This window comes from Knoellia sp. AC549 (genome assembly GCF_979258975.1).
The window spans coordinates 2,906,502-2,926,024 of sequence record NZ_OZ409890.1 but is presented as its reverse complement, the minus strand read 5'-3'; the positions used below and the strand labels follow the sequence as shown (position 1 = coordinate 2,926,024).

Here is a 19,523-nt window from a genome sequence, read left to right as displayed (position 1 = left end):
AGGCAAGTCACGCAGGGTGAGCGCCACATGCTGGACTAGGGTTATAACCATGACGAAGAGTGAGCTCGCCTATCGCGAGCTGCGCGACCGCATCCTCTGTGGCGACCTCGCTCCCGGGCAGGTCCTCCAGCAGCGCGAGCTCGCCGCCGACCTCGGGATCTCCACCACTCCCCTGCGGGAGGCCCTCCGCCGGCTCATGACCGAGGGGCTGGTCGCCCTCGACTCGCACCGTGACGCACACGTCACCGACCTGCGCGCCGAGCAGGCGCGGGACCTGCTGGAGCTGCGCCTCGCCCTCGACCCCCTGGCTGCGTCCCTGGCCGCGCAGCGTCGCACGACCGACGACCTCGCGCAGATGCGCTCTGCCCTCGAGGGGCTGGAACCCCTCGCCGGGCGCCCCACCCTCGAGCAGCTGGGGGCGCACCGACGGTTCCATCGAGCGGTGTACGCCGCCGGTCACAACGACCTGCTCGTCGCCTCCCTCGAGCAGCTGTGGGACCAGTCCGACCGCTACCGCCTCTTCGCCCTGTCCCACGACCGGCCCGCGGCTGAGGACGAGGGCGGAGACAGGGCCAAGGACAAGACCGAGGAGCACCGCGCCCTCGTCGACGCGATCGCCCACCGTGACGCCGAGACCGCTGCCGAGGTCATGCGGTCCCACATCGGCACGAGTCTCGGGGCGCGGGCGGTGCACCGCCTGGGTCAGTGAGCCCCGGCCGTGGCCGCGAGGGCAGGGTCGTGGCCGTGCCGCGCCAGGGCCTTCGCGACCCACCCGGTCGCGATGAGCTCGTCGACGACGGCGCCCACCCAGCCGATCGTCGCGGCGTCGTGCTGGCGCGACACGGCAACGGCCTGCGGGATCTGCATGAACGCACCGTCCAGCACGCGCAGTCCCGGGTTCGCCGCGACGTAGGCCCGGATCGGTTGCGCGATCCCGGCCGCGACCTCCAGACCCTGCTCGGCGAAGACATCCACACCGTCGGAACCCCTCACCAGCTCGGCCGATCCGAGCGAGCGGGTGAGGTGGAGGTCGTAGGCCGACCCGAGCTTCACACCGATGCGTATGCCGTCCCGGTCCACCTCGTGGGCCGAGCGGAGGGGTGAGCTCTCGCGGACGGCATACGCGCCCTCGATGAGGACGTAGGGCGCCGTGAAGGCGAGCTCCTCGGCACGGACCGGGTCCACCGCGAGGAAGCAGACGTCAGCCGCTCCGTCACGCACCGCGTCGACCGACTTGCGGGCGGCGTCCCAGAGGACGAGCTCGACCGGGACGCCCAGGCGTTCGCCGAGCTCGTGGGCGATGTCGATGGTGATGCCCGCCGGGGCGTCCGCGGATCCGTTGGTCAGGACCGCGTTGCCGAGGTTGATCGAGGCGCGCAGCACCCCGGTGGGCGCAAGGTCAGAGATGCTCGTCACGCCCCGATGCTCTCATCCGCGAGCGCCCGGCACCGGACTCGCGCGACGCCCGGACGTCCGACGGCGGCTCGCTGTGCCCGTGGCTAGGCTGGCGGCCATGACATTCGGAGTGCAGCGTGGGGGCAGGGACGCCGACGACCGGCGCTATGAGGAACAGGTGGAGGCCGCGGCGCGACGGGCCGAGACCAGCGCCGCGTGGAGCGCGCAGGTCATGAGCCTGACCGGGTCGGGCTCCGCGCAGAACGGTCAGGTGCGGGCCACGGTCGACCTCGACGGTCTCGTCACCGGGCTCTCGGTCTCCGACGCCGTCGCCGCCAAGGGTGGACGAGTTGTCGAGCTCGCCGTGCAGAGCGCGGTCCATGCTGCGCAGGAGCACGTGGCCCAGCAGACCAAGGAGCTGACCACGGCGCAGTGGGGTGCGGACTCGCCGACGACCCACGCCGTGACCGGCGAGATCCGGGCCAACGTCAGGACACCTGACCCCGATGGGCCGACGACCGGCACGCGGGGCACGTCCAACCCTGGGGGTCAGTGGTGAGCGCCTTCGACGCCTTCGGTGGCGGGTTGAGCGGCGACGTCCCCGCCCAGGGCGACCTCGACCGGGCCGTGGCCAGAGCCAGGGCCGCCTTCGCCTGGCGCGCGCACGTCGACACCCTGACGGCGCAGGGTCGTGCGGAGGGCGTGGTCGCCACGGTCTCCGGCAACGGGGCGCTGACCGACCTGCGCGTGCCGACGAGCGCCTGCTCCGACGGTGGCGACGCCGTGACGGGGCGCATCCTCCAGGCGATCGCCGCGGCACAGGCCGAGCTCGCGACCTTGATCAGGCAGAGCAGCCTCGACACCTTCGGTGACGACTCGGACCAGGCCAAGCTGGTCAGCGACTCGCTGGGGACGAGGTTTCGGCCGGCTGAGGTCCTCGGCCCCGACGAGACTCGCTGACCCCAGTCGCCGGGCGCAGGGTCAGACCCAGACGCGGGCCACTCCGCGGCCCCAGGCCCATAGTGCCGCGATGCTGCCGACGGTCAGGCCGACCGAGGTGAGGACCCAGGCCCCCCAGCGCCACGCCAGGTCGCCCGCGGAGCCGCGTGAGGTCGCCCGGAAGACGCTCCACCAACGGTTCGCGGCGAGCGGACCGTAGTTCCCCTGCTCGTCGGGGAGGAACGGAAGCCACAGGTCCCCCGCGGTGCGAGCCCGGAAGAACTCGGTGACGACGGGTCGCACGAGGACCCAGAAGACGAAGAAGAACATCGCGAAGATGGCGAGAGCCACCACGACGAGGAACAGACGGACGCCCCACACGAGGCCGGTCATGTCAGTCTCGCGAACCATGGCCCCGACCCTAACGCGTCGCATGGGGAGTGCTCCCCATGGCGCCGTTGAGGCACGGCTCGTTAATCTTGCGTCGGTTCAGACGTGCAGTGACTACGACGGGGAGGCACAGGGTGACTCAGTACGACGTCCGCCCGGACGACATCGGGGGCCACAGCAAGAAGGTCGGGTCGTTCACGGATCGGCTGTCCACCGCGAGCAGCGCCGCCCAGACCACCCTGACCACGGACGCCTTCGGGATCATCAACCAGCCGCTCGCCCTGCTCGCCGTGGGCATCGCCGGGGTCGCAAAGACCACGGTCGCCAACCTGTCGATGGACATGGAGGAGACCATGGTCGGCCTCAACAACACGGTCACCCAGTACAGGGCCGACGACGACAACGCCAAGCAGAGCGTCGAGAACGTGGGGATGCAGTGAGCGACAACCCCCTGGTCGTCCAGCCCGGTGAGCGGTCCTGGCACTCGGGTGCCGGCCTGATCGACTCGGGTGCGAGCTACTGCGAGGCCATCCAGAGCAACAACTGGATCGACATGGCGCTCTCGAGCGTCGCGGTCGGGTTCGACGTCTATGCCACCGTCTCCGACCCGCTCGGCAGCCTCTTCGCCGCCGGGATCGGCTGGATCATCGACCACCTCGACCCGATCAAGACCTGGTTCGACGAGCTGACCGGCAACCCGGAGGCTGTCGGTGCGTTCGCCGCCACGTGGCAGAACGTGTCGACCGAGGTCGGTTCGGTGCGTGACGACTTCCAGCAGGACGCCGACAGTCGCCTCGAGGGGATGACCGGTCCCAACGTCGAGGCCTACCGCCAGCACGTCACCAAGCAGGTGCAGAAGCTCGACCTCATGTCGAAGGGGGCGCGCGCGATATCCTTCGGCTTCGACGGCTGTGCCGTCCTCGTCGGGTTCGTCCACGGCCTCATCCGCGACGCCCTGGCCCAGATCGCCGGCGCCATCTGCAGCTACGTCGCCGAGCTGGTCCTCACTCTCGGCGCGGCGACGCCGCTCGTGATCCACCAGGCCACCACCCGCGTCTCCGCGCTCTGTGCCGAGGTGCTGCCCAAGATCAAGGGCCTCAAGAACTCGGTGCGTGACCTCGACACCCTCATCAGCCAGCTCAAGGACATCCTCAACGACATCCCGCGCTTCCTGGGTGACCGCTACAGCGTCCCCAACCACCCGAACCTCAAGTGGCGCAACGTCCTTCACGACGACCTCCCCCACTTCCCCGGGACGAGCGTCAACGACTGGATCCGTCAGATCAACCTCAAGCCGCAGTACGCGCACATCCTGGCGAAGGACCCCAACCTGTGGTCCAAGGTGATCGCCGACGCGTTCCAGAACGGCACGCCCAACAACCTCAACGACGCCGCCAAGGCGATCCACGCCGCTGTGGACCGTCAGATGGAGTCCAGGGACCACGCCGGGCACCGCTGATCCCGACCGCAGGTCGCCCTGAGAGCTGGGTCTCAGTCGGCCAGGAGCAGCTGGACGAGCCTCACCACGAGCGTTGCCGGCCAGTAGCCCAGGCCCACGAAGACGACGGCCCAGAAGAGCCAGCGCCCGGCCAGACCTCGGCCCGTGCGCTGGTCCGGCGGGGGCGCTCTGTGCGAGGCATAGAACCGCGAGCTGGCGAGCAGTCCGTGGCTGCCCCGGGCATTGCTGACGAAGGGGCTCCACCAGTCCCCCGTGCGCAGCCCCGTGACGACCCCTCGCACGACCGGGATGGCCACGAGCAGCCAGACTCCCCCGAACAGCAGGAGAGCCAGTCCGGACGAGAGCGCGATCGCTCGCTCGGGATGCAGGCTCGCGATCATGCGTCGGGAGCGCTCTCCGCAGAACCGGACTCGAGCAGCGTGACGAAGCCGGCCTCGTCGAGGATGGTCAGTCCGAGCTCGCGGGCCTTGGCCTCCTTGGAGCCCGCTCCGGGTCCGACGACGACGTAGTCGGTCTTCTTGGAGACCGAGCCCGACGCCTTGCCGCCGCGGGCGAGGATGGCTTCCTTGGCCTCGTCGCGGCTGAAGCCCTCCATCGACCCGGTGACGACGACGGTGAGCCCCTCGAGCGTCTGCTCGACCGAGGCGTCACGCTCGTCCTCCATCCGCACGCCGTCGGCAGCCCACTGGTCGACGATGGCGACGTGCCACTCGTTGCCGTCGCGGTCGAACCAGTCACGCACCGACTCGGCGATGATGCCGCCGACGCCCTCGACACCGGAGAGCTCCTCGACGCTGGCCGCCCGGATGGCGTCCATCGACCCGAAGTGCTGGGCCAGGGCCCTCGCCGCCGTCGGCCCCACGTGCCGGATCGACAGCCCGACGAGCACGCGCCACAGTGGCTTGGCCTTGGCGGACTCGAGGTTGGCGACGAGCTTGGCTCCGTTGGCCGACAGCACACGACCCCCGATGACCGACTCCGGCGGGTCGGTCTTCTTGGCCGCACGGGTGTAGAGCGGGACCTTGGCGATGTCGGCGTCGGTGAGACCGAACAGCGTGGACTCGTCGGTCAGCACCCCCGACTCGAGCAGCGCGACCGAGCCCTCCCACCCCAGCGCCTCGATGTCGAACGCGCCACGACCCGCGAGTCCTGACAGCCGCTCGCGCAGCTGCGACGGGCAGGAGCGTGCATTGGGGCAACGGATGTCCTTGTCCCCCTCCCTGGCCGCCGCGAGCGGCGTGTCGCAGGACGGGCAGCGCGTCGGCATGACGAAGGCTCGCTCGCTGCCGTCGCGCAGGTCGACAACGGGTCCGAGGATCTCGGGGATGACGTCACCGGCCTTGCGCAGGACGACCGTGTCGCCGATGAGGATGCCCTTGCGGACGACCTCGGTGGCGTTGTGCAGGGTGGCCCGCTCCACCGTCGAGCCGGCGACGACGACGGGCTCCATCACGCCGAACGGGGTGACCCGGCCCGTGCGACCGACGTTGACCTGGATGTCGAGGAGGACGGTGTTGACCTCCTCGGGCGGGTACTTGTAGGCGATCGCCCACCGTGGCGCCCTCGATGTGGACCCGAGCTGTCGCTGCACCGAGATCTCGTCGACCTTGACGACGACACCGTCGATCTCGTGCTCGACGTCGTGGCGGTGCTCGCCCGTGGAGACGATGAACTCGTTGACCTCCTCGATGGTGTCGACGACGCGGTAGTGGCTCGAGACGGGCAGACCCCAGGCCTCCAACGCGGCATACGCCTCGCTCTGCGTCGTGAGGGCGAAGCCCTCGCGCTTGCCGAGACCGTGGACGAGCATCCGCAGCTCACGGCTGGCCGTGACGCGAGGGTCCTTCTGCCGCAACGACCCCGCCGCGGTGTTGCGCGGGTTGGCATAGGGCGGCTTGCCCGCCTCGACGAGCTGCGCGTTGAGCTCGCCGAACGCCTCGATCGGGAAGTAGACCTCGCCGCGCACCTCGACGAGGTCGGGCACCGGATGCTCCGTGGTCCCCTTGAGCCTGCTCGGTATGCCGCTCACCGTCCGCACGTTGAGCGTCACGTCCTCGCCGGTGCGGCCGTCCCCGCGGGTCAGGGCGCGCACCAGCCTGCCCTTCTCGTAGAGGAGGTTGATCGCGAGCCCGTCGATCTTGAGCTCGCACAGGTAGTGGAAGCCAGATCCGGCGTCGCGGGTGACCCGCGCCGACCACTCGAGCATCTCCTCGGGCGAGAACGCGTTGTCGAGGCTGAGCATCCGCTCGAGGTGGTCGACGGAGTCGAAGTCGGTCGAGAAGATCGCGCCGCCCACGCTCTGGGTGGGGCTGTCCGGCGTGCGCAGCGACGGGTACTCGTCCTCGAGGGCGTTGAGGCGCTTCATCAGCGTGTCGTACTCACCGTCGCTGATGGTCGGCGAGTCCTTGACGTGGTAGGCGAACTGGTGGGCGCTCGCCTGGTCGGCGAGGTCGGTCCACTCGTGCCGGACCTCGTCGGGGACGTCGGCGGCAGGCTCGCCATCGGTGGTGGGGGCGCTGTCGACCTCGGACTCCACGTCGTTCTCGCTCACCCGCTCATCCTGCCGCACGACACCGACATCAGGACCGCTGGCGCGGTGGCTCGACGTCCGGTGACCGAAGGCCTGCAGGGCGTGTCCCGCCCGAGGTGCCACCCGGCATACCGGGTATGTGCCAGAGTGCGTCCACCACTCGATCACTGCAGGGGGAACTGCCATGACCGACGACTCGATCCGGGTTGCCCACACCACCGACACGCACGACGTCGGCAGGCTCGTCGCCGATCTCCTGGCGTCCTTCGACGGCGATGTCGACGCCGCTGTCGCGGCACTGCGTCGCCACGGAGGGCCGGAGCCCGTCGTGCGCCTCCCAGTGCTGCCACCCCGTCCGCGCCGCGAGCGCTCCGGCGACCACATCATCACGGTGGCCGACCTGCGCAAGACCTACAAGATGGGCCGCCAGCGCGTGGCTGCCCTCGGTGGAGTGTCGCTCGAGATCGACCGCGGCGAGTTCGTCGCCCTCACCGGGGCGAGCGGCAGCGGCAAGAGCACCCTCCTCCAGATCATCGGCGGGCTCGACAAGCCCAGCGGCGGCACCGTCATGGTGGACGGTGTCGACATCGGGCGGCTCGGCGACGCCAAGCTGTCGCGCTTCCGCAACCGCACCATCGGCTTCGTGTTCCAGTTCTTCTATCTCCAGCCCTTCCTCCGCCTCGCGACCAACACCGAGGTTCCCGGCATGTTCGCCCGCACTCCGCGCAAGCAGCGCCGCGCACAGGCTCTCAGCCTCATCGAGGAGGTCGGCCTCTCGGACCGTTCGGGTCACCTGCCCCGGGAGATGTCGGGCGGCCAGATGCAGCGCGCCGCCATCGCGCGGGCGTTGCTCAACCAGCCGCTCGTCCTCCTCGCCGACGAGCCCACGGGCAACCTCGACAGCGCCACGGGCGCCTCGATCATCGAGCTGTTCGAACGCATCCGCGACGAGTTCGGCACGACCATCGTCATCGTCACCCACGACGACGACCTCGCCCGGAGGGCGGACCGGACCATCCGGCTCAGTGACGGCCACATCGTCGCCGAGGAGGTCGTCGCATGATCGGCCTGCGCGACTCCCTCACCCTGGCCCGCACCAAGGTCCGGTCCAAGCGGATCCGGCTGCTCATCACGACGATCGTGTCCGGGCTGCTCTTCGGGCTCATCGGGGGCGGTGTGCTGCTCTTCGACGGCACGTCCGCCAGCATCGACCGGTTCGCCGAGCAGAACCTCGGCGGGCGCTACCTCGTCCAGGGCACGCCCGTGCTGAACTCCCCCGACCTCTACCCGAACCCGGCCGACCCTCAGGTCCGCAAGGAGGTCGAGGCGCTGCACGCGGTCTACATCGAGGAACGCAAGGCGGCCGCGAAGAGGTACGGCATCACCGACTACGACCCCGCGACCGAGGCTGAGCCGGTCATCGACGACACCTTCGGCGACCCCAGCATCCCGGTGGACCAGCGCAGGGTCGCCAACCTCGAGTCCGTGGCATGGAAGCGCCGCGAGGCCGCGGCCTTCGCGAAGTTCCGTGAGACGTCGCAGGCCACGCCGGAGAAGTTCGCCGCCGAAGCCAAGGCGTCCGGTGCCACCGACACCTACGAGCCGCGCCCCCTGCAGCACCTCGGCCTGACCTACCTCAAGGACGGGCGCGAGGACCTCACCGCCGACGCAACGGGCAAGGAGGGCGACCCGCAGTCCGGCTCCGAGAACGGGGGCCCGGACTCCAGCATCGCGACGTCCGCGTTCACGGTCATGGACGACGCGTTGGTCAAGGCGTTCATCGCCGAGCCGAACGCGGCGCGGTCCACGCCCAAGGGCATCCCCGTCCTCGTCCCGGTCGACGACGTCGTCACCACCCTAGGCAAGGGGCTGGGCCTGGCCAAGCGACCGAAGGACAGCGCCGGCCAGGTGGCCTGGTACCGCGACGTGCGCGACCGGGCCAACGGCGTGACCTTCACCGCCTGCTACCGCAACCAGGCCGAGCGCGACCGGGTCGACGAGGCCCGACAGGCTGCCGCGGCAAGCGCAGCCAGGACGAAGGCGGGCACGAACGCCGGCACGGAGCCCGGCCCCGAGGCCACCGGTGGCACCCCCGGTCCGGGCGAGCCCGAGCTCGTGCTGGCACTACCCACCAAGCCCTGCGGAGCAGTCACCGTGGCGTCGGACACCCGCAGCGAGCAGGACAAGGTCAGGGACGAGAACCGGCGTGCCTTCGATGCCCAGACCTCGACCGTGGAGACGCCGAAGGCGGAGCTGCTGACCTTCCAGGTCGTCGGTGTCCTGCCGACGCAGCAGTCCGGCAGCGGGGGCCTCGAGTCCCTCGTCTCCTCGGTCGTCGGCACCAGCTACGGCTACGGCTCCATCATCCCGTCGGGCCTGCTGCAGTCGGTCCCGACGGAGCTGCGCCACGACGAGCTGCTCTCCCAGAAGCCGGCAGCCACGCCGGAGTCGATGATGATGTGGGGACCGATTGGCCCTGAGGCCTCGTTCATCGCGTCGCTCCCCACCGTCGAGGCCGCGAAGAGGTTCATCTCCACCTACTCGTGCGACGACGGCGGCGGAGGCTTCCTCGGCGGCGGGTACTACGGCGACTGCGGCAAGGCCTTCTCGGTGAGCACCTACGGCACGAGCTACCTCGTGGTCGACGACATCGGCCGTGAGGCGCGCCCGTTCCTCATCAGTGTGCTGGGCGCGTTGTTCGGCGTGGCCACCATCATCATCTGGGCGATGATGGGCCGGGTCATCGCCGACTCCCGTCGCGAGACCGCCGTCTTCCGCGCCATCGGGGCCAAGCGCTCCGACATCATCAAGGTCTACCTCCTCTACTCGCTCTGGGTCGCGGTGCGCATCGCCCTCTTCGCGGGAGTGCTGGCAGCTGCGATCGTCCTGGTCGTCGAGACGCTGTTCACCCGTCGGGCCACGAATGCCGCCCAGCTGGCCTACGGGGTCTTCGACGGGGACGCAGCCTTCCACTTCTACGGCACGCCCTCTCTGCTCTTCTGGACGATCCTCGCCGGGATCCTCGCGATGGCGCTGGTGGCGATCACTCCCCCGCTGCTGCGCAACATCCGCCGCAACCCCATCCGGGACATGCGCGACGAATGAGGTGGCGTCGGTCAGCGAGCCGCCACCAGGACGTCGCGGGTGACCTCGAGCTGCCCGAGGTGCTGCGAGAGCTCCTCGTAGACGTGCGCGAGGACGGCTCCCTGGGTCGCGTATGCCGTCCGGTCCCGGTCCGTGGGCGGGTTCCGAGGCGCTGCGGCCGGCTCTGCCGCGCGGGCGTCCTCGTGCAGCCGCGCACGGCCGAGGTCGAGCAGGGCCAGGGCCTCGTCGACGGTCCCGGTGGCCGTGAACTCCGCGTCCCGGTCGCGAGGCACGACGATCCCCCGGTTCACCGTGCGACCCCACCGGCCCATGACGCCGACGACGTGCGCCACGAGGGCGAACGCCGAGTTGGACCCCTCGATGCCGGGAAGCGAGCTGTTGACGTGGGCTTCGCCCAGCTCACGCACGCACGCGGCATACCCGTCCAGAGCCCGGTCGCAGAAGGTGAGGTACTCGTCGATGCTGATCACGCACGGGATTGTATGAGCACCGCAGCATCGTCGTCATCGGCGAGCAGCGCCGTCCGGGCACGCTGCGCACCCGGAGTGCGGGTGAGGTCCCCGGACAGCCGGGCGAGGAGGGCTGCCGTGTCGGGGTCGGGTGAGAGCAGTCGCTCGGCTGCGGCTCGCAGCTCCTCGGGAGTGGCCGAGTTCGGGTCGAGTGCCTCGCCCAGCCCGGCCCTCTCGAGCGAGGCGGCGCCGGCGAACTGGTCGGTGGACATCGGCAGGAGCAGGAGCGGGACGCCCGCGGTCAACGCCTCGGTGACGCTGTTGTTGCCTCCGTGCGACACGGCCAGCGCGGCGTGCGTCAGCAGCGTCGGCTGCGGGAGCGCCGCCCGGACCAGCCATGACGGCGGGACCGGGCCCAGAGCCCCAAGCGGAGTGGACCCGCTGGCCAGCGCGACGCGGACGTCCAGACCTCGCAGGGCCTCGGCGATGCGTCCCAGCACGTCGGAGCGCACCGACAGGAAGCTGCCGAGGCTGACATAGACGACCGGCCCGTTGTCGCGCGCCAGCCAGGCGTCCACCTCCGCGTCCGGCTCGTCGCTGCGGACGGCGGAGCCGAGGAAGGCGTGCCGGCCCAGCAGCGCCGTCCGCTCGGGCGGGTGGAGCTCGCCGGGGTAGTTGAGGAGCAGGAGGTCCCCCGTCTCGGCGAAGGCGTCGTCACTCGCCGGAGCGGACGGATCGAGGGCCGCGAGCGCCGCGTTCCACTCCTGGGTGAACACGTCGCGCACGTCCTCGCACTGGCGCCGGAGGTCGACGAGGGAGGAGCGAGTCGGCTGGAGGCGCCGGGGCCACGCCGGCGGGTGGCCGTAGACCTCGTCGCCCACGGTCAGCGCGGACGGGTGACCCAGGACGACGTCGGCGTGCCGCACCCCCGCGCCGGTCAGGCCCAGGCGAGCGCTGAAGGCGAGGTGGTCGACGATGACGTGGTCGGGTCGCACGCGTTCCACGAGGCGATCCACCTCGCGGGCGACGCGCAGCGGCTCCCAGAGCAGGTCGGCTCCACGGGCCGATGCCTGGAACGCGAGCGTCGGGACCGCTCCGAGGCGGGTGGCCTCGAAGAAGCCGCGCAGCGCGTCGTCCTCCCCGCGCGGCTGGTCCTCGGCACGGATGACCCCGGGGTTGGACCCGCGGCCGAGCTGGAGGTGCTCCCGTTCGAAGCCGAACCTGCGCACGATCGCATCGGTCGCAGGGCCGGTGGCGACGACGACCCGCTCGCCGGCGTCGGCCCAGGCCGTGGCGAGCGTCGCGAGGGGCAGCAGGTGGGAGGCGTAGTCAGGACTGATGACGAGCAGCGTCACGGGAGACCTCCGAGTAGATCGTGGCGAGGGACGCAGCCATGGTGCCGACACCGAACTCCCGCGCCACCCTGGCCCGGACGTGGTCGGCACGCGCTGCGGCGTCGGGAGCGGCAGCCAGCTCGAGCGCGGAGACCACCGCGGCTGCGAGGGCGGTCGGTGAGGTGGTGTCGACGAGCAGGCCGGTCACCCCCTGCTCGACATAGGTCGCCGGCCCTCCCTCTCGCGGGGTGACGACGACGAGGCCCGAGGCCATCGCCTCGAGGATCGCGATGCCGAACTCCTCCTTGAGGCTGGCGGAGACGTAGATCCCACCTGGTGCACTGAGCCCGGGGCGCCCCAGACGGACCGCCGCCAGCCACGTGGCGACCACCCCGTTCGGACGGTGACCGGCCAGCAGCAGGCCCCGGTCGGCGGCACCGGCTCGGGCGACCGACGCACAGATGCGGGTCAGCTGCTCCGCCTCGTCGGCGTTCGGGTCGTCGAGGTCGCCGCCGACGACGAGCAGGTTGCAGCCCTGGTCGAACGCGGCATCCGAGGCCCACGCCTCCACGAGCGTGGCCATGCCCTTGACGCGGTGCAGCCGCCCGACGGTGATCACCAGTGGCAGGTGCCGGCGTCCCGGCGGGAGGGTCGCGAGCAGCGCGTCCAGCTCCGCGAGCGCGTCCGCCGTGGCGACCGGGACGGCCACGCCCCGGGCGGCGTCCGCCACCTCGACGGCCGCCCGGTCGAGCGGGGCGAGGTCGATGCCCTCGGGGACCACCGTGAGGGAGCGGTCGCCCGCGTCCGGGTCGAGGTGGAGGAGCTCTCGCAGGTCGTGGTCCAGCCGTGGGCGGGGGAAGGCGACGAGGTGGGCCGCCTGGTCCGCGAGGTCGCGCAGGAGCCGGACCCGGAAGAGCAGGTGCTCCACCTGGTCCGCCGCGCCGAAGGTGGCCCGGGTCAGGGTGCCGGAGGCCTCGCGCGCAGCGATGAGCGCGTGCGGGTCCGGAGCCAGCGTGAGCACGGTGGGGATGCCCAGCTCCTTCGCCACCTCGGACGCCGCCCACGACCCCACGTCCGCCATCCGCAGGTGGAGGACGTCGACCGGTGCTGCCGCGACGAGCGCCCGTCGGAGCCCGCGCCGGATGCCGACCCGCAGCGGCCACGTGTCGGCGGACGGCCGCGCCGGGCCGGGGAGGGGGACGCCGAGGTAGTGGTGGCCGGGGGCCGCGGACTGGTCGGGCCGGCGTTCCCCCTCGTGGTGGCTGCGCGAGAAGGTCAGCACGCGCGAGACCTCGGGCTCGGCGACGAGGGCATCGCCGAGGTGGACGAGGAGGGTCGCGATCCCGCCGGTGTCTCCCTTGCCGGCGTTGCGCAGGCTCCCGTCGATGTCGGCGTGGAGGAACAGCTGGGCGACAGTCAGGCCGTCCCGGCCGGACTCGGAAGGACGCACCTGACGAGGCGGAGCCTGGTCGTCGGCCTCGGGTTCGAGGACGCCCCAGGCCTCGAGCGTTGCCTCGGCGAGCATCCCGACGAAGCCGCCCTCCTCCATCGCTGCCCGCAACGGCGCCACCGCCTCGGCCAGCGGCGCAGACGTGCGCAGCGCCCAGGCAGCGTGCTCCTTGAGGAAGGGCACGCGGGCGGTCAGCAGCGGCACCACGAGCGCCCGCACCATGGCCGGGCCCCCGGCGGCGGCGGCGTGCACCGCCGCGATCGCCGTCAGCTGGTCGGTCTCGTCGTCGATGGCGTCACGCAGGGCGCCCCGTGCAGCGTCGCCGTCCTCCCGCACGGACTCCACGAGGGGGTCGATGAACTCGATCGCCGCGAGGAGGGAGGGCGCGGTCCGGACCGCGTCGAGCATCCCCACGTTCGGCCTGGCCAGAATGTCCGTCACCTTGGCATGGTAGGCCATGCCTTGGACAAACCTTCTACAAACGATCGGGCCCATCTCGGTGGCCGGGGCGTCGCGACGGCGGCCCGAGCAGCACGGACGGGTCTCACCCGTGCCGCCCCACGGGCCCGCTCGAGCAGACACAATGGCGACGAACCCGTCACGGCAAAGGAGCCACACCATGGGCAGCGCAGACGCCAACCTCGCAGCACCACTTGTCCGCACGGCGAGCGAGATGCCGGACCGGCCAGCCCTCAAGATCAACGGGCAGGACATCAGCTACCAACAGCTGCACGGCATGGCCGCCCAGCTCGCAGGAGCGTTGCGCGCCAACGGGATCGAGCCGGGTGACCGCGTCGCGCTCATCCTGCCCAACGTCCCGGCCTTCCCGGTCGCCTTCTTCGCCACGCTCCTCGCGGGCGGCGTCGTCGTCCCGATGAACCCGCTCCTCAAGTCCGGCGAGATCGACTTCTTCTTCACCAACTCCGGTGCCAAGATCGCCTTCGTGTGGCCGGACTTCGTCGACGAGGCGACCAAGGGCGCGGCGAGCTCGGGCACGAGAGTCATCGAGTGCGGACCGATGGGTCCGGTCGAGGGTGCCCTCGAGGGCGGAGAAGCCATTGCCGAGCCCACCGAGCGCGAGGGCGACGACACCGCGATCATCCTCTACACCTCGGGGACGACCGGTCGACCCAAGGGCGCCGAGCTCACCCACGACAACGTGAGCCTCAACGCCATGCGCTGCGCCGAGGTGATCCAGGAGCTCAGCGAGGACGACGTGATCATGGGGTGCCTGCCCCTCTTCCACGTCTTCGGTCTCGTCGTCGGCCTCAACGCGGCCGTGCGGGTCGGCGCCTCCCTCGCGCTCATCCCCCGGTTCGACCCGGCCGCCGCGATCAAGGTCATCGGTGACGAGAGGGTCACCGTCATGCAGGGCGTGCCCACGATGTATGCCGCGATCCTCAACCACCCCGATGCCGACAGCCTCGACGCGTCGTCGCTGCGGACCTGCGCCTCGGGCGGCTCGGCGATGCCGCTCGAGGTGATGAAGGCGTTCGAGGAGAAGTTCGGCTGCGTCATCCTCGAGGGCTACGGCCTGTCCGAGACCTCTCCAGTGGCGTCGTTCAACCTGCCCGGGCGCGAGCGCAAGCCCGGCACCATCGGCCTGGCCATCCCCGGCTGCGAGATGCGGGTCATCGACCTCGACGGCCAGGAGGTCGAGCACGGCGAGGTCGGCGAGATCGCCATCCGGGGCGACAACGTCATGAAGGGCTACTGGGACAACCCCGACGCGACGGCCGAGGCGATCCCGGACGGCTGGTTCCGCACCGGCGACCTGGCCACCCAGGACGACGAGGGCTACTTCACCATCGTGGACCGCAAGAAGGACATGATCCTGCGCGGTGGGATGAACGTCTACCCGCGCGAGGTCGAGGAGGTCATCTACCAGCACCCCGACGTCCTCGAGGTCGCGGTCGTGGCCGTGCCCGACGAGCTGCTCGGTGAGCAGGTGGGTGCCGGGGTGACGCTCCGCGAGGGTTCGAGCGCCACGGCGGAGGACATCATCGAGTTCACCAAGGAGCGCATCGCGGCCTACAAGTACCCCCGCCAGGTGTGGTTCCTCGACGAGCTGCCCAAGGGGCCGACGGGCAAGATCCTGCGCCGAGACGTCAAGGCTCCGACCACGGCCTGACCCCGGATCACGGCCTGCCGCTGCACCTCGCCCGGTGTCGGGGATCCGGGGTCACCGCCCGCGGGATGGTCCCGGATCCCCGACACCCGGTCGCGGCAGCTCCCTCAGGCGCGGGGCGCAGCCGACGCGGCCGGGGCCTCTGCCTCCTCGGCGCGGGGCGTCCGCTCCGGGGCGTTGATCACCCCGGCTGCGGCGAGCACGATCACGAACCCGGCCAGCTCCCAGAACCCGAGCGACTCCCCGAGCAGGGCGACCCCGAGGAGCACGGAGACGACCGGGATGAGGTAGGTGATCGTCGAGCCCACGACGGCGCCCGCGGCGCGAACGACGTCGAACAGCAGGATGTATGCCGCGCCGGTCCCGACCGCGCCCAGGAGCAGGACGCACACCAGGGGCAGCCACATCCAGCCTCCACCGGTGTGCCCGGCGTCCAGACCGGAGGTCCCGAGCCGCGCCGTGTCGTAGGCCCAGAGCGAGGACACGCCGGCGTCCTGGGCGAGCCCCCAGACCAGCGCGAGGGGAAGCATGACGACGGTCCCCATGAGCAGGGTCGCGGCCGGCTGGCTCAGCCCGCCCAGGTCGGCCCCGGCGAGGAAGCGCCGGTTGTAGGTCCAGCCCACGCCATAGCTGGCACCGCCGGCGAGCGCCATCGCGAAGCCGACGAGGTCGGGGCGGGCATCGTTCCACGGCTGCATGATCGTGATCACCCCGAGGAACCCGACGAGGACGGCGGCGAGCTTGGGTCGGCTCGTGCGGGTCCCCGGCATCATGAGCATCGTCATCAGCACGGTGGCGATGGGCGTCGACGCATTGCCGATCCCGGCCAGCGCCGAGCTGATCCGGGTCTCGGACAGCGCGAAGAGCGTGAACGGCAACGCGCCGAGGAACACCCCCGTGACGACGAGGTGGGCCCAGGTGCGGCGCTCGGTCGGCAGCGAGCCGCCGCGCCCCCAGAGCAGGACGAGGATGGTGGCGGTGCCCGCGACCAGGCGCAGGGTGGCGATCTGCACCGGGTGCAGCGACTCCAGCCCGATCTTCATGAGCAGGAAGCTGGACCCCCAGATGAGCGCCAGCGCGAGGTACTTCGCCTGCCACGGGACCCTGGGTGGGGGTGACATCAGTCGTGCTCCTTCTCGGTCAGCTCACCGGCGACAGCCACCGCCACGCGTTGAACGTCCACGGCCCCCCGAGGTGTGAGCGAGGGCAGTCCGCACGTCGGGGTGACGGTGACGTCGGCGAGCGATGCCAGTGGCAGGCCGACCCGTCCGAACCCGTCGACGACGCGCGCCACCGCTGCCCGGACGGCGTCGGCCGACGAGGTGACGGCGCTCGTCGGCACGACACCGGCCCAGAGCCGGGTGCCGGACTCGACGGCCGCCGCGATGGCCTCCCACCGCTGCGCCGAGGACTCGGTGAGGTCGAGCGCGAGGGCGGTGACCCCGGTGGCGCCGAGGATCTCCACCGGAGCGTCCGGGTGGCACGAGTGCAGGACGACGTCACCGTCGTGCGCGTCACGAACCTCCTGTATGCCGCGTGCCACCTCCGTGCGTTCGACCGCACGGACGCGTCCGTAGCCCGACGCCGTCGGCAGCTCGCCGCGCAGGACCGACACGACGGAGGGCTCGTCGAGCTGGACCGTGACGACCGCTCCGGGCACGAGCCGCTGCACGTCGGCGACGTGCCTGCGCACCCCCTCGGCCAGCGAGCCGACGAGGTCCCGGCGGGCGCCCTCGTCGGTGAGCGAGCGCTCCCCGCGGTTCAGCTCGATGGACGCGCCGAGCGTCCACGGTCCGGCGACCTGGATCTTGAGCGGCCCGGCATACGCGTCGTAGGCCTCGGCGAGCTCGTCGAGATCCTGGCGCAGGAACGCGCGGGCGCGGGCGCTGTCCCGCCCCGGGCGGTCGGTGAACCGCCAACCAGAGGGCTGGAGGTCCACCGAGAGGTCCGCGAGCAGGGCAGCGGACCGGCCGATGAGATCGGATCCCGGCCCACGGGAGGGCAGCTCGGGGAGATAGGGCAAGCCGTGTCCGTCAGGCAGGCCGCCCGCTCCCACGAGCAGGTCGCGGACCGTGACGACGGCCTCGCGCGACGACTCGCCGGGCCAGGAGCCCACTCCAGAAGCATGGGTCACGCGAGAACCCTCGCACTCGCGAAGTCACGCACCGAACGCGGCACCTCGGAGGTGGTGGACGTCGGCGCGGACTCGGGCTCCAGCGCCACCGTGCGCAGCTCCACGACACCGTGCCACGCGTCGGTCGGCTCGTCCGGTGCGCTGGCCGTCCCGGTCCGGACCTTGGTCATGAAGCGTCCCTCCTCGATCGGCAGCGCCATGACCGAGGTCTTGGCCACCTCCTGGCGGGTCATCGGCCGGACCTCGCCGGTTCGTCCGGGGATGAGGCGCTCGGACACCGCGTCGAGGGCGGTGGTGCGGTCGCCGTCGCTCAGCGGGGTGAGGTTGCCGTAGACGACGGCGGAGCGGTAGTTCGCCGAGGAGTCGAACGTGGTGTGGCCGACGACGAGCGCGTCGACGGCGATGACGGCGAGTGCGGCCGGCGCGCCTGCGGCGACGTGGCGCAGGGCGCCGGCGCCGGTGGAGCCGTGCAGCAGGATGCGGTCGCCCTGACGCGCGAAGAGCATCGGCACGACCCACGGCTCGCCGTCGACGACGGTGCTGAGGGTGCCCGCGAGGACGTCGTCGAGGATCGCGTCGAGCGCGAGCCGCTCGGTGCTGCCGCGTTCGCGGTGCCGGTGCAGGGTGAGCTGGGACATGGCTCCATGCTGGGCGACAACTGGACCACCCTCCAGAACCAGTATCGCGGAAGGCACAGGACCAGTATTCTTGCGGGATGCCCCGGTCCGCCCGCACCGCCAGCCTTCCTCTCCGTCTCGAGGCGTCCGACCGGCCGCTGCGTCACCGGATCGCCGACGCGGTCGTGGCCGAGCTGCGCGAGGGGCGGCTGCGCCCGGGCGACCCGCTGCCCTCGACGAGGGTGCTGGCAGCGGAGCTGGAGGTGTCCCGGGGACCGGTGGTCGCGGCATACGACGAGCTCGCGGCGGCCGGCTTCATCGAGACCCGGCCAGGCTCGGGTGCTGCCGTCGCGGCCCAGGCCGACCGGGCCGCCCGGGCCGGCGCCACCTCGTCGGTCGAGCCCATGGACCCGTGCTCCACCGACCCCGTCCCCACCTCGCGGTCGCGGCCGGCGCGACGCGAGACGCGGTTCGACCTGCGGCCGGGCCGACCCGACGTGGGCTTCCTCGACCAGGCCGCGTGGCGACGGGCCTGGCGCCAGGCCGCGTCCCGTCCGCCCACGACCGACATCAGCCACGGCCCCCACCACACCCGGCTGCGCGAGGTGCTGGCCGACCACATCCGGCGCAGCCGGGGCATCGCCGTCGCCCCGGACGACCTGCTCATCACGCCGGGGGTCAGCGCCACCCTCCAGGCCCTTCCGGCCGCCCTGGGCCTCGTCGGTCGCACCGTCGCGGTCGAGGACCCCGGATACGCCGAGGCGTGGACAGCGTTCTCCGACACCGGATCCCGCATCCGGCCGCTGCCGGTCGATGACGACGGACTCGACCCGTCAATGCTCAGACGTGGTGACGCGGCCGTCTACGTCACCCCGTCGCACCAGTACCCACTGGGCGCCCGCATGCCCGTTGCCCGGCGCACTGCGCTCCTCGAGTGGGCCAGGGCCTCGAACGCGCTCGTCCTCGAGGACGACTACGACGGCGAGTTCCGCTACGACGTCTCGCCCCTGCCGGCGCTGCGCTCGCTCGAGGGCGCCGACGACCACGTCCTCTACATCGGCACGGCCTCCAAGATCCTCGTGCCCACGCTGCGCGTGTCGTGGCTGGCGCCACCGACCCATCTGCGCGAGTCCATCCGGGTCGAGCTCGAGCGGCGCAGCCTGCTCGTCAACGAGATGACCGGAGAGGCGGTGGCCGAGTTCATCGCCAACGGCTCACTTGCCGCGCACCACGCGCGGGCTGCGCGGACGTATGCCGCCCGCCGTGCTCGGCTCGTCGCTGCCCTGGCCCGGCATCTGCCCGACCACCGCCTGAGCGGGGTCGACGCCGGCCTCCACCTCGTCCTGCTCCTGCCGGACGACGTCGACGACCACGAGGTCGCGATGACGCTGCTGCGCCACGGTGTGGCGGTCAACCCGCTCTCGGCCTACTGCGTGGAGTCGGTGCGCCGCGGACTCGTGATCGGGTATGCCGGCCTGCCTGAGTCCCTTGCCGACGCGGCGGTGCGTGCCCTTGCTCGCGGACTACCTGACGGCGTGGTGACGACCACTCCCTCGCCAGAGCACCAGTGAGCGTGGTCAGACCATCACGACC

Annotated in this window: 19 protein-coding genes; 9 read left to right on the top strand and 10 right to left on the bottom strand. The window is 71.4% G+C overall.

Features of this window, described 5'->3' with window-relative positions; translation table 11 throughout:
• Positions 1 to 49 precede the first annotated feature (49 nt).
• Entirely contained in the window at positions 50 to 709 is a 660-nt protein-coding gene (locus tag ACZZ98_RS14225) for a GntR family transcriptional regulator (RefSeq protein ID WP_463516860.1), read from the top strand.
• On the opposite strand, the gene ACZZ98_RS14220 is transcribed toward ACZZ98_RS14225, so the two are convergent.
• The gene (locus ACZZ98_RS14220; RefSeq protein ID WP_463516859.1) at positions 703 to 1,416 is read right to left on the bottom strand and encodes a transporter substrate-binding domain-containing protein; all 714 of its coding nucleotides are present in this window, start codon (positions 1,414 to 1,416) and stop codon (positions 703 to 705) included. The two genes, ACZZ98_RS14225 and ACZZ98_RS14220, sit on opposite strands and share 7 nt — an antisense overlap.
• A 97-nt stretch (positions 1,417 to 1,513) precedes the next feature.
• Between ACZZ98_RS14220 and ACZZ98_RS14215 the strand changes: the two genes are divergently transcribed.
• A complete protein-coding gene (locus ACZZ98_RS14215) occupies positions 1,514 to 1,954 on the top strand; it encodes a hypothetical protein (RefSeq protein WP_463516858.1) in 441 nt (146 codons plus the stop codon).
• The gene (locus ACZZ98_RS14210) at positions 1,951 to 2,355 is read left to right on the top strand and encodes a hypothetical protein (protein WP_463516857.1); all 405 of its coding nucleotides are present in this window, start codon (positions 1,951 to 1,953) and stop codon (positions 2,353 to 2,355) included. Before ACZZ98_RS14215 ends, ACZZ98_RS14210 begins: the two co-directional genes overlap by 4 nt.
• 21 nt (positions 2,356 to 2,376) lie before the next feature.
• Here the strand turns inward: ACZZ98_RS14210 and ACZZ98_RS14205 are convergent, their stop codons facing one another.
• Positions 2,377 to 2,745, bottom strand: a complete 369-nt coding sequence (locus tag ACZZ98_RS14205) for a hypothetical protein (protein ID WP_463516856.1) — start codon at positions 2,743 to 2,745, stop codon at positions 2,377 to 2,379.
• A gap of 113 nt (positions 2,746 to 2,858) precedes the next feature.
• On the opposite strand from ACZZ98_RS14205, the gene ACZZ98_RS14200 reads away from it, so the two are divergent.
• Positions 2,859 to 3,164, top strand: coding sequence for a hypothetical protein (locus ACZZ98_RS14200; RefSeq protein WP_463516855.1), 306 nt, complete (start codon positions 2,859 to 2,861; stop codon positions 3,162 to 3,164).
• The gene (locus ACZZ98_RS14195; protein ID WP_463516854.1) at positions 3,161 to 4,183 is read left to right on the top strand and encodes a hypothetical protein; all 1,023 of its coding nucleotides are present in this window, start codon (positions 3,161 to 3,163) and stop codon (positions 4,181 to 4,183) included. The genes ACZZ98_RS14200 and ACZZ98_RS14195 overlap by 4 nt, the downstream gene beginning before the upstream one ends.
• A gap of 32 nt (positions 4,184 to 4,215) precedes the next feature.
• On the opposite strand, the gene ACZZ98_RS14190 is transcribed toward ACZZ98_RS14195, so the two are convergent.
• Both ACZZ98_RS14190 and ligA read right to left on the bottom strand, forming a co-directional pair.
• Entirely contained in the window at positions 4,216 to 4,563 is a 348-nt protein-coding gene (locus tag ACZZ98_RS14190) for a hypothetical protein (protein WP_463516853.1), read from the bottom strand.
• The gene (gene ligA / locus ACZZ98_RS14185) at positions 4,560 to 6,734 is read right to left on the bottom strand and encodes an NAD-dependent DNA ligase LigA (protein ID WP_463516852.1); all 2,175 of its coding nucleotides are present in this window, start codon (positions 6,732 to 6,734) and stop codon (positions 4,560 to 4,562) included. Before ligA ends, ACZZ98_RS14190 begins: the two co-directional genes overlap by 4 nt.
• A gap of 163 nt (positions 6,735 to 6,897) precedes the next feature.
• On the opposite strand from ligA, the gene ACZZ98_RS14180 reads away from it, so the two are divergent.
• Together ACZZ98_RS14180 and ACZZ98_RS14175 are read left to right on the top strand one after the other, a co-directional pair.
• On the top strand, positions 6,898 to 7,776 hold the full coding sequence (locus ACZZ98_RS14180; RefSeq protein ID WP_463516851.1) for an ABC transporter ATP-binding protein: 879 nt from the start codon (positions 6,898 to 6,900) through the stop codon (positions 7,774 to 7,776).
• On the top strand, positions 7,773 to 9,818 hold the full coding sequence (locus ACZZ98_RS14175; RefSeq protein WP_463516850.1) for an ABC transporter permease: 2,046 nt from the start codon (positions 7,773 to 7,775) through the stop codon (positions 9,816 to 9,818). The genes ACZZ98_RS14180 and ACZZ98_RS14175 overlap by 4 nt, the downstream gene beginning before the upstream one ends.
• A gap of 11 nt (positions 9,819 to 9,829) precedes the next feature.
• Here ACZZ98_RS14175 and ACZZ98_RS14170 read toward each other — a convergent pair whose 3' ends face one another.
• From ACZZ98_RS14170 to ACZZ98_RS14160, 3 genes are read right to left on the bottom strand one after another with little or no spacing between them, the layout of a single operon-like run.
• Positions 9,830 to 10,288 carry a mycothiol transferase gene (locus ACZZ98_RS14170; RefSeq protein WP_463516849.1) on the bottom strand — a complete coding sequence of 153 codons (459 nt, stop codon included), beginning with the start codon at positions 10,286 to 10,288 and terminating at the stop codon, positions 9,830 to 9,832.
• Positions 10,285 to 11,622 carry a nucleotide disphospho-sugar-binding domain-containing protein gene (locus ACZZ98_RS14165; RefSeq protein ID WP_463516848.1) on the bottom strand — a complete coding sequence of 446 codons (1,338 nt, stop codon included), beginning with the start codon at positions 11,620 to 11,622 and terminating at the stop codon, positions 10,285 to 10,287. Before ACZZ98_RS14165 ends, ACZZ98_RS14170 begins: the two co-directional genes overlap by 4 nt.
• Positions 11,597 to 13,492, bottom strand: a complete 1,896-nt coding sequence (locus ACZZ98_RS14160) for a glycosyltransferase (protein WP_463516847.1) — start codon at positions 13,490 to 13,492, stop codon at positions 11,597 to 11,599. The genes ACZZ98_RS14165 and ACZZ98_RS14160 overlap by 26 nt, the downstream gene beginning before the upstream one ends.
• A gap of 178 nt (positions 13,493 to 13,670) precedes the next feature.
• On the opposite strand from ACZZ98_RS14160, the gene ACZZ98_RS14155 reads away from it, so the two are divergent.
• Positions 13,671 to 15,182, top strand: a complete 1,512-nt coding sequence (locus tag ACZZ98_RS14155; protein WP_463516846.1) for a long-chain-fatty-acid--CoA ligase — start codon at positions 13,671 to 13,673, stop codon at positions 15,180 to 15,182.
• 104 nt (positions 15,183 to 15,286) lie between these two features.
• On the opposite strand, the gene ACZZ98_RS14150 is transcribed toward ACZZ98_RS14155, so the two are convergent.
• Genes ACZZ98_RS14150 through ACZZ98_RS14140 form a run of 3 tightly spaced genes read right to left on the bottom strand, consistent with a single transcriptional unit; the run spans position 15,287 to position 17,951 of the window.
• The gene (locus ACZZ98_RS14150; RefSeq protein WP_463516845.1) at positions 15,287 to 16,300 is read right to left on the bottom strand and encodes a DMT family transporter; all 1,014 of its coding nucleotides are present in this window, start codon (positions 16,298 to 16,300) and stop codon (positions 15,287 to 15,289) included.
• Positions 16,300 to 17,313 (bottom strand): uroporphyrinogen decarboxylase/cobalamine-independent methonine synthase family protein, encoded by a 1,014-nt coding sequence (locus tag ACZZ98_RS14145; protein ID WP_463516844.1) that lies wholly within the window; start codon positions 17,311 to 17,313, stop codon positions 16,300 to 16,302. Before ACZZ98_RS14145 ends, ACZZ98_RS14150 begins: the two co-directional genes overlap by 1 nt.
• Positions 17,310 to 17,951 carry a pyridoxamine 5'-phosphate oxidase family protein gene (locus ACZZ98_RS14140; protein WP_463516843.1) on the bottom strand — a complete coding sequence of 214 codons (642 nt, stop codon included), beginning with the start codon at positions 17,949 to 17,951 and terminating at the stop codon, positions 17,310 to 17,312. The genes ACZZ98_RS14145 and ACZZ98_RS14140 overlap by 4 nt, the downstream gene beginning before the upstream one ends.
• Positions 17,952 to 18,028: 77 nt before the next feature.
• On the opposite strand from ACZZ98_RS14140, the gene pdxR reads away from it, so the two are divergent.
• The gene (gene pdxR / locus ACZZ98_RS14135) at positions 18,029 to 19,501 is read left to right on the top strand and encodes a MocR-like pyridoxine biosynthesis transcription factor PdxR (protein ID WP_463516842.1); all 1,473 of its coding nucleotides are present in this window, start codon (positions 18,029 to 18,031) and stop codon (positions 19,499 to 19,501) included.
• The last annotated feature ends 22 nt before the right edge of the window (positions 19,502 to 19,523 follow it).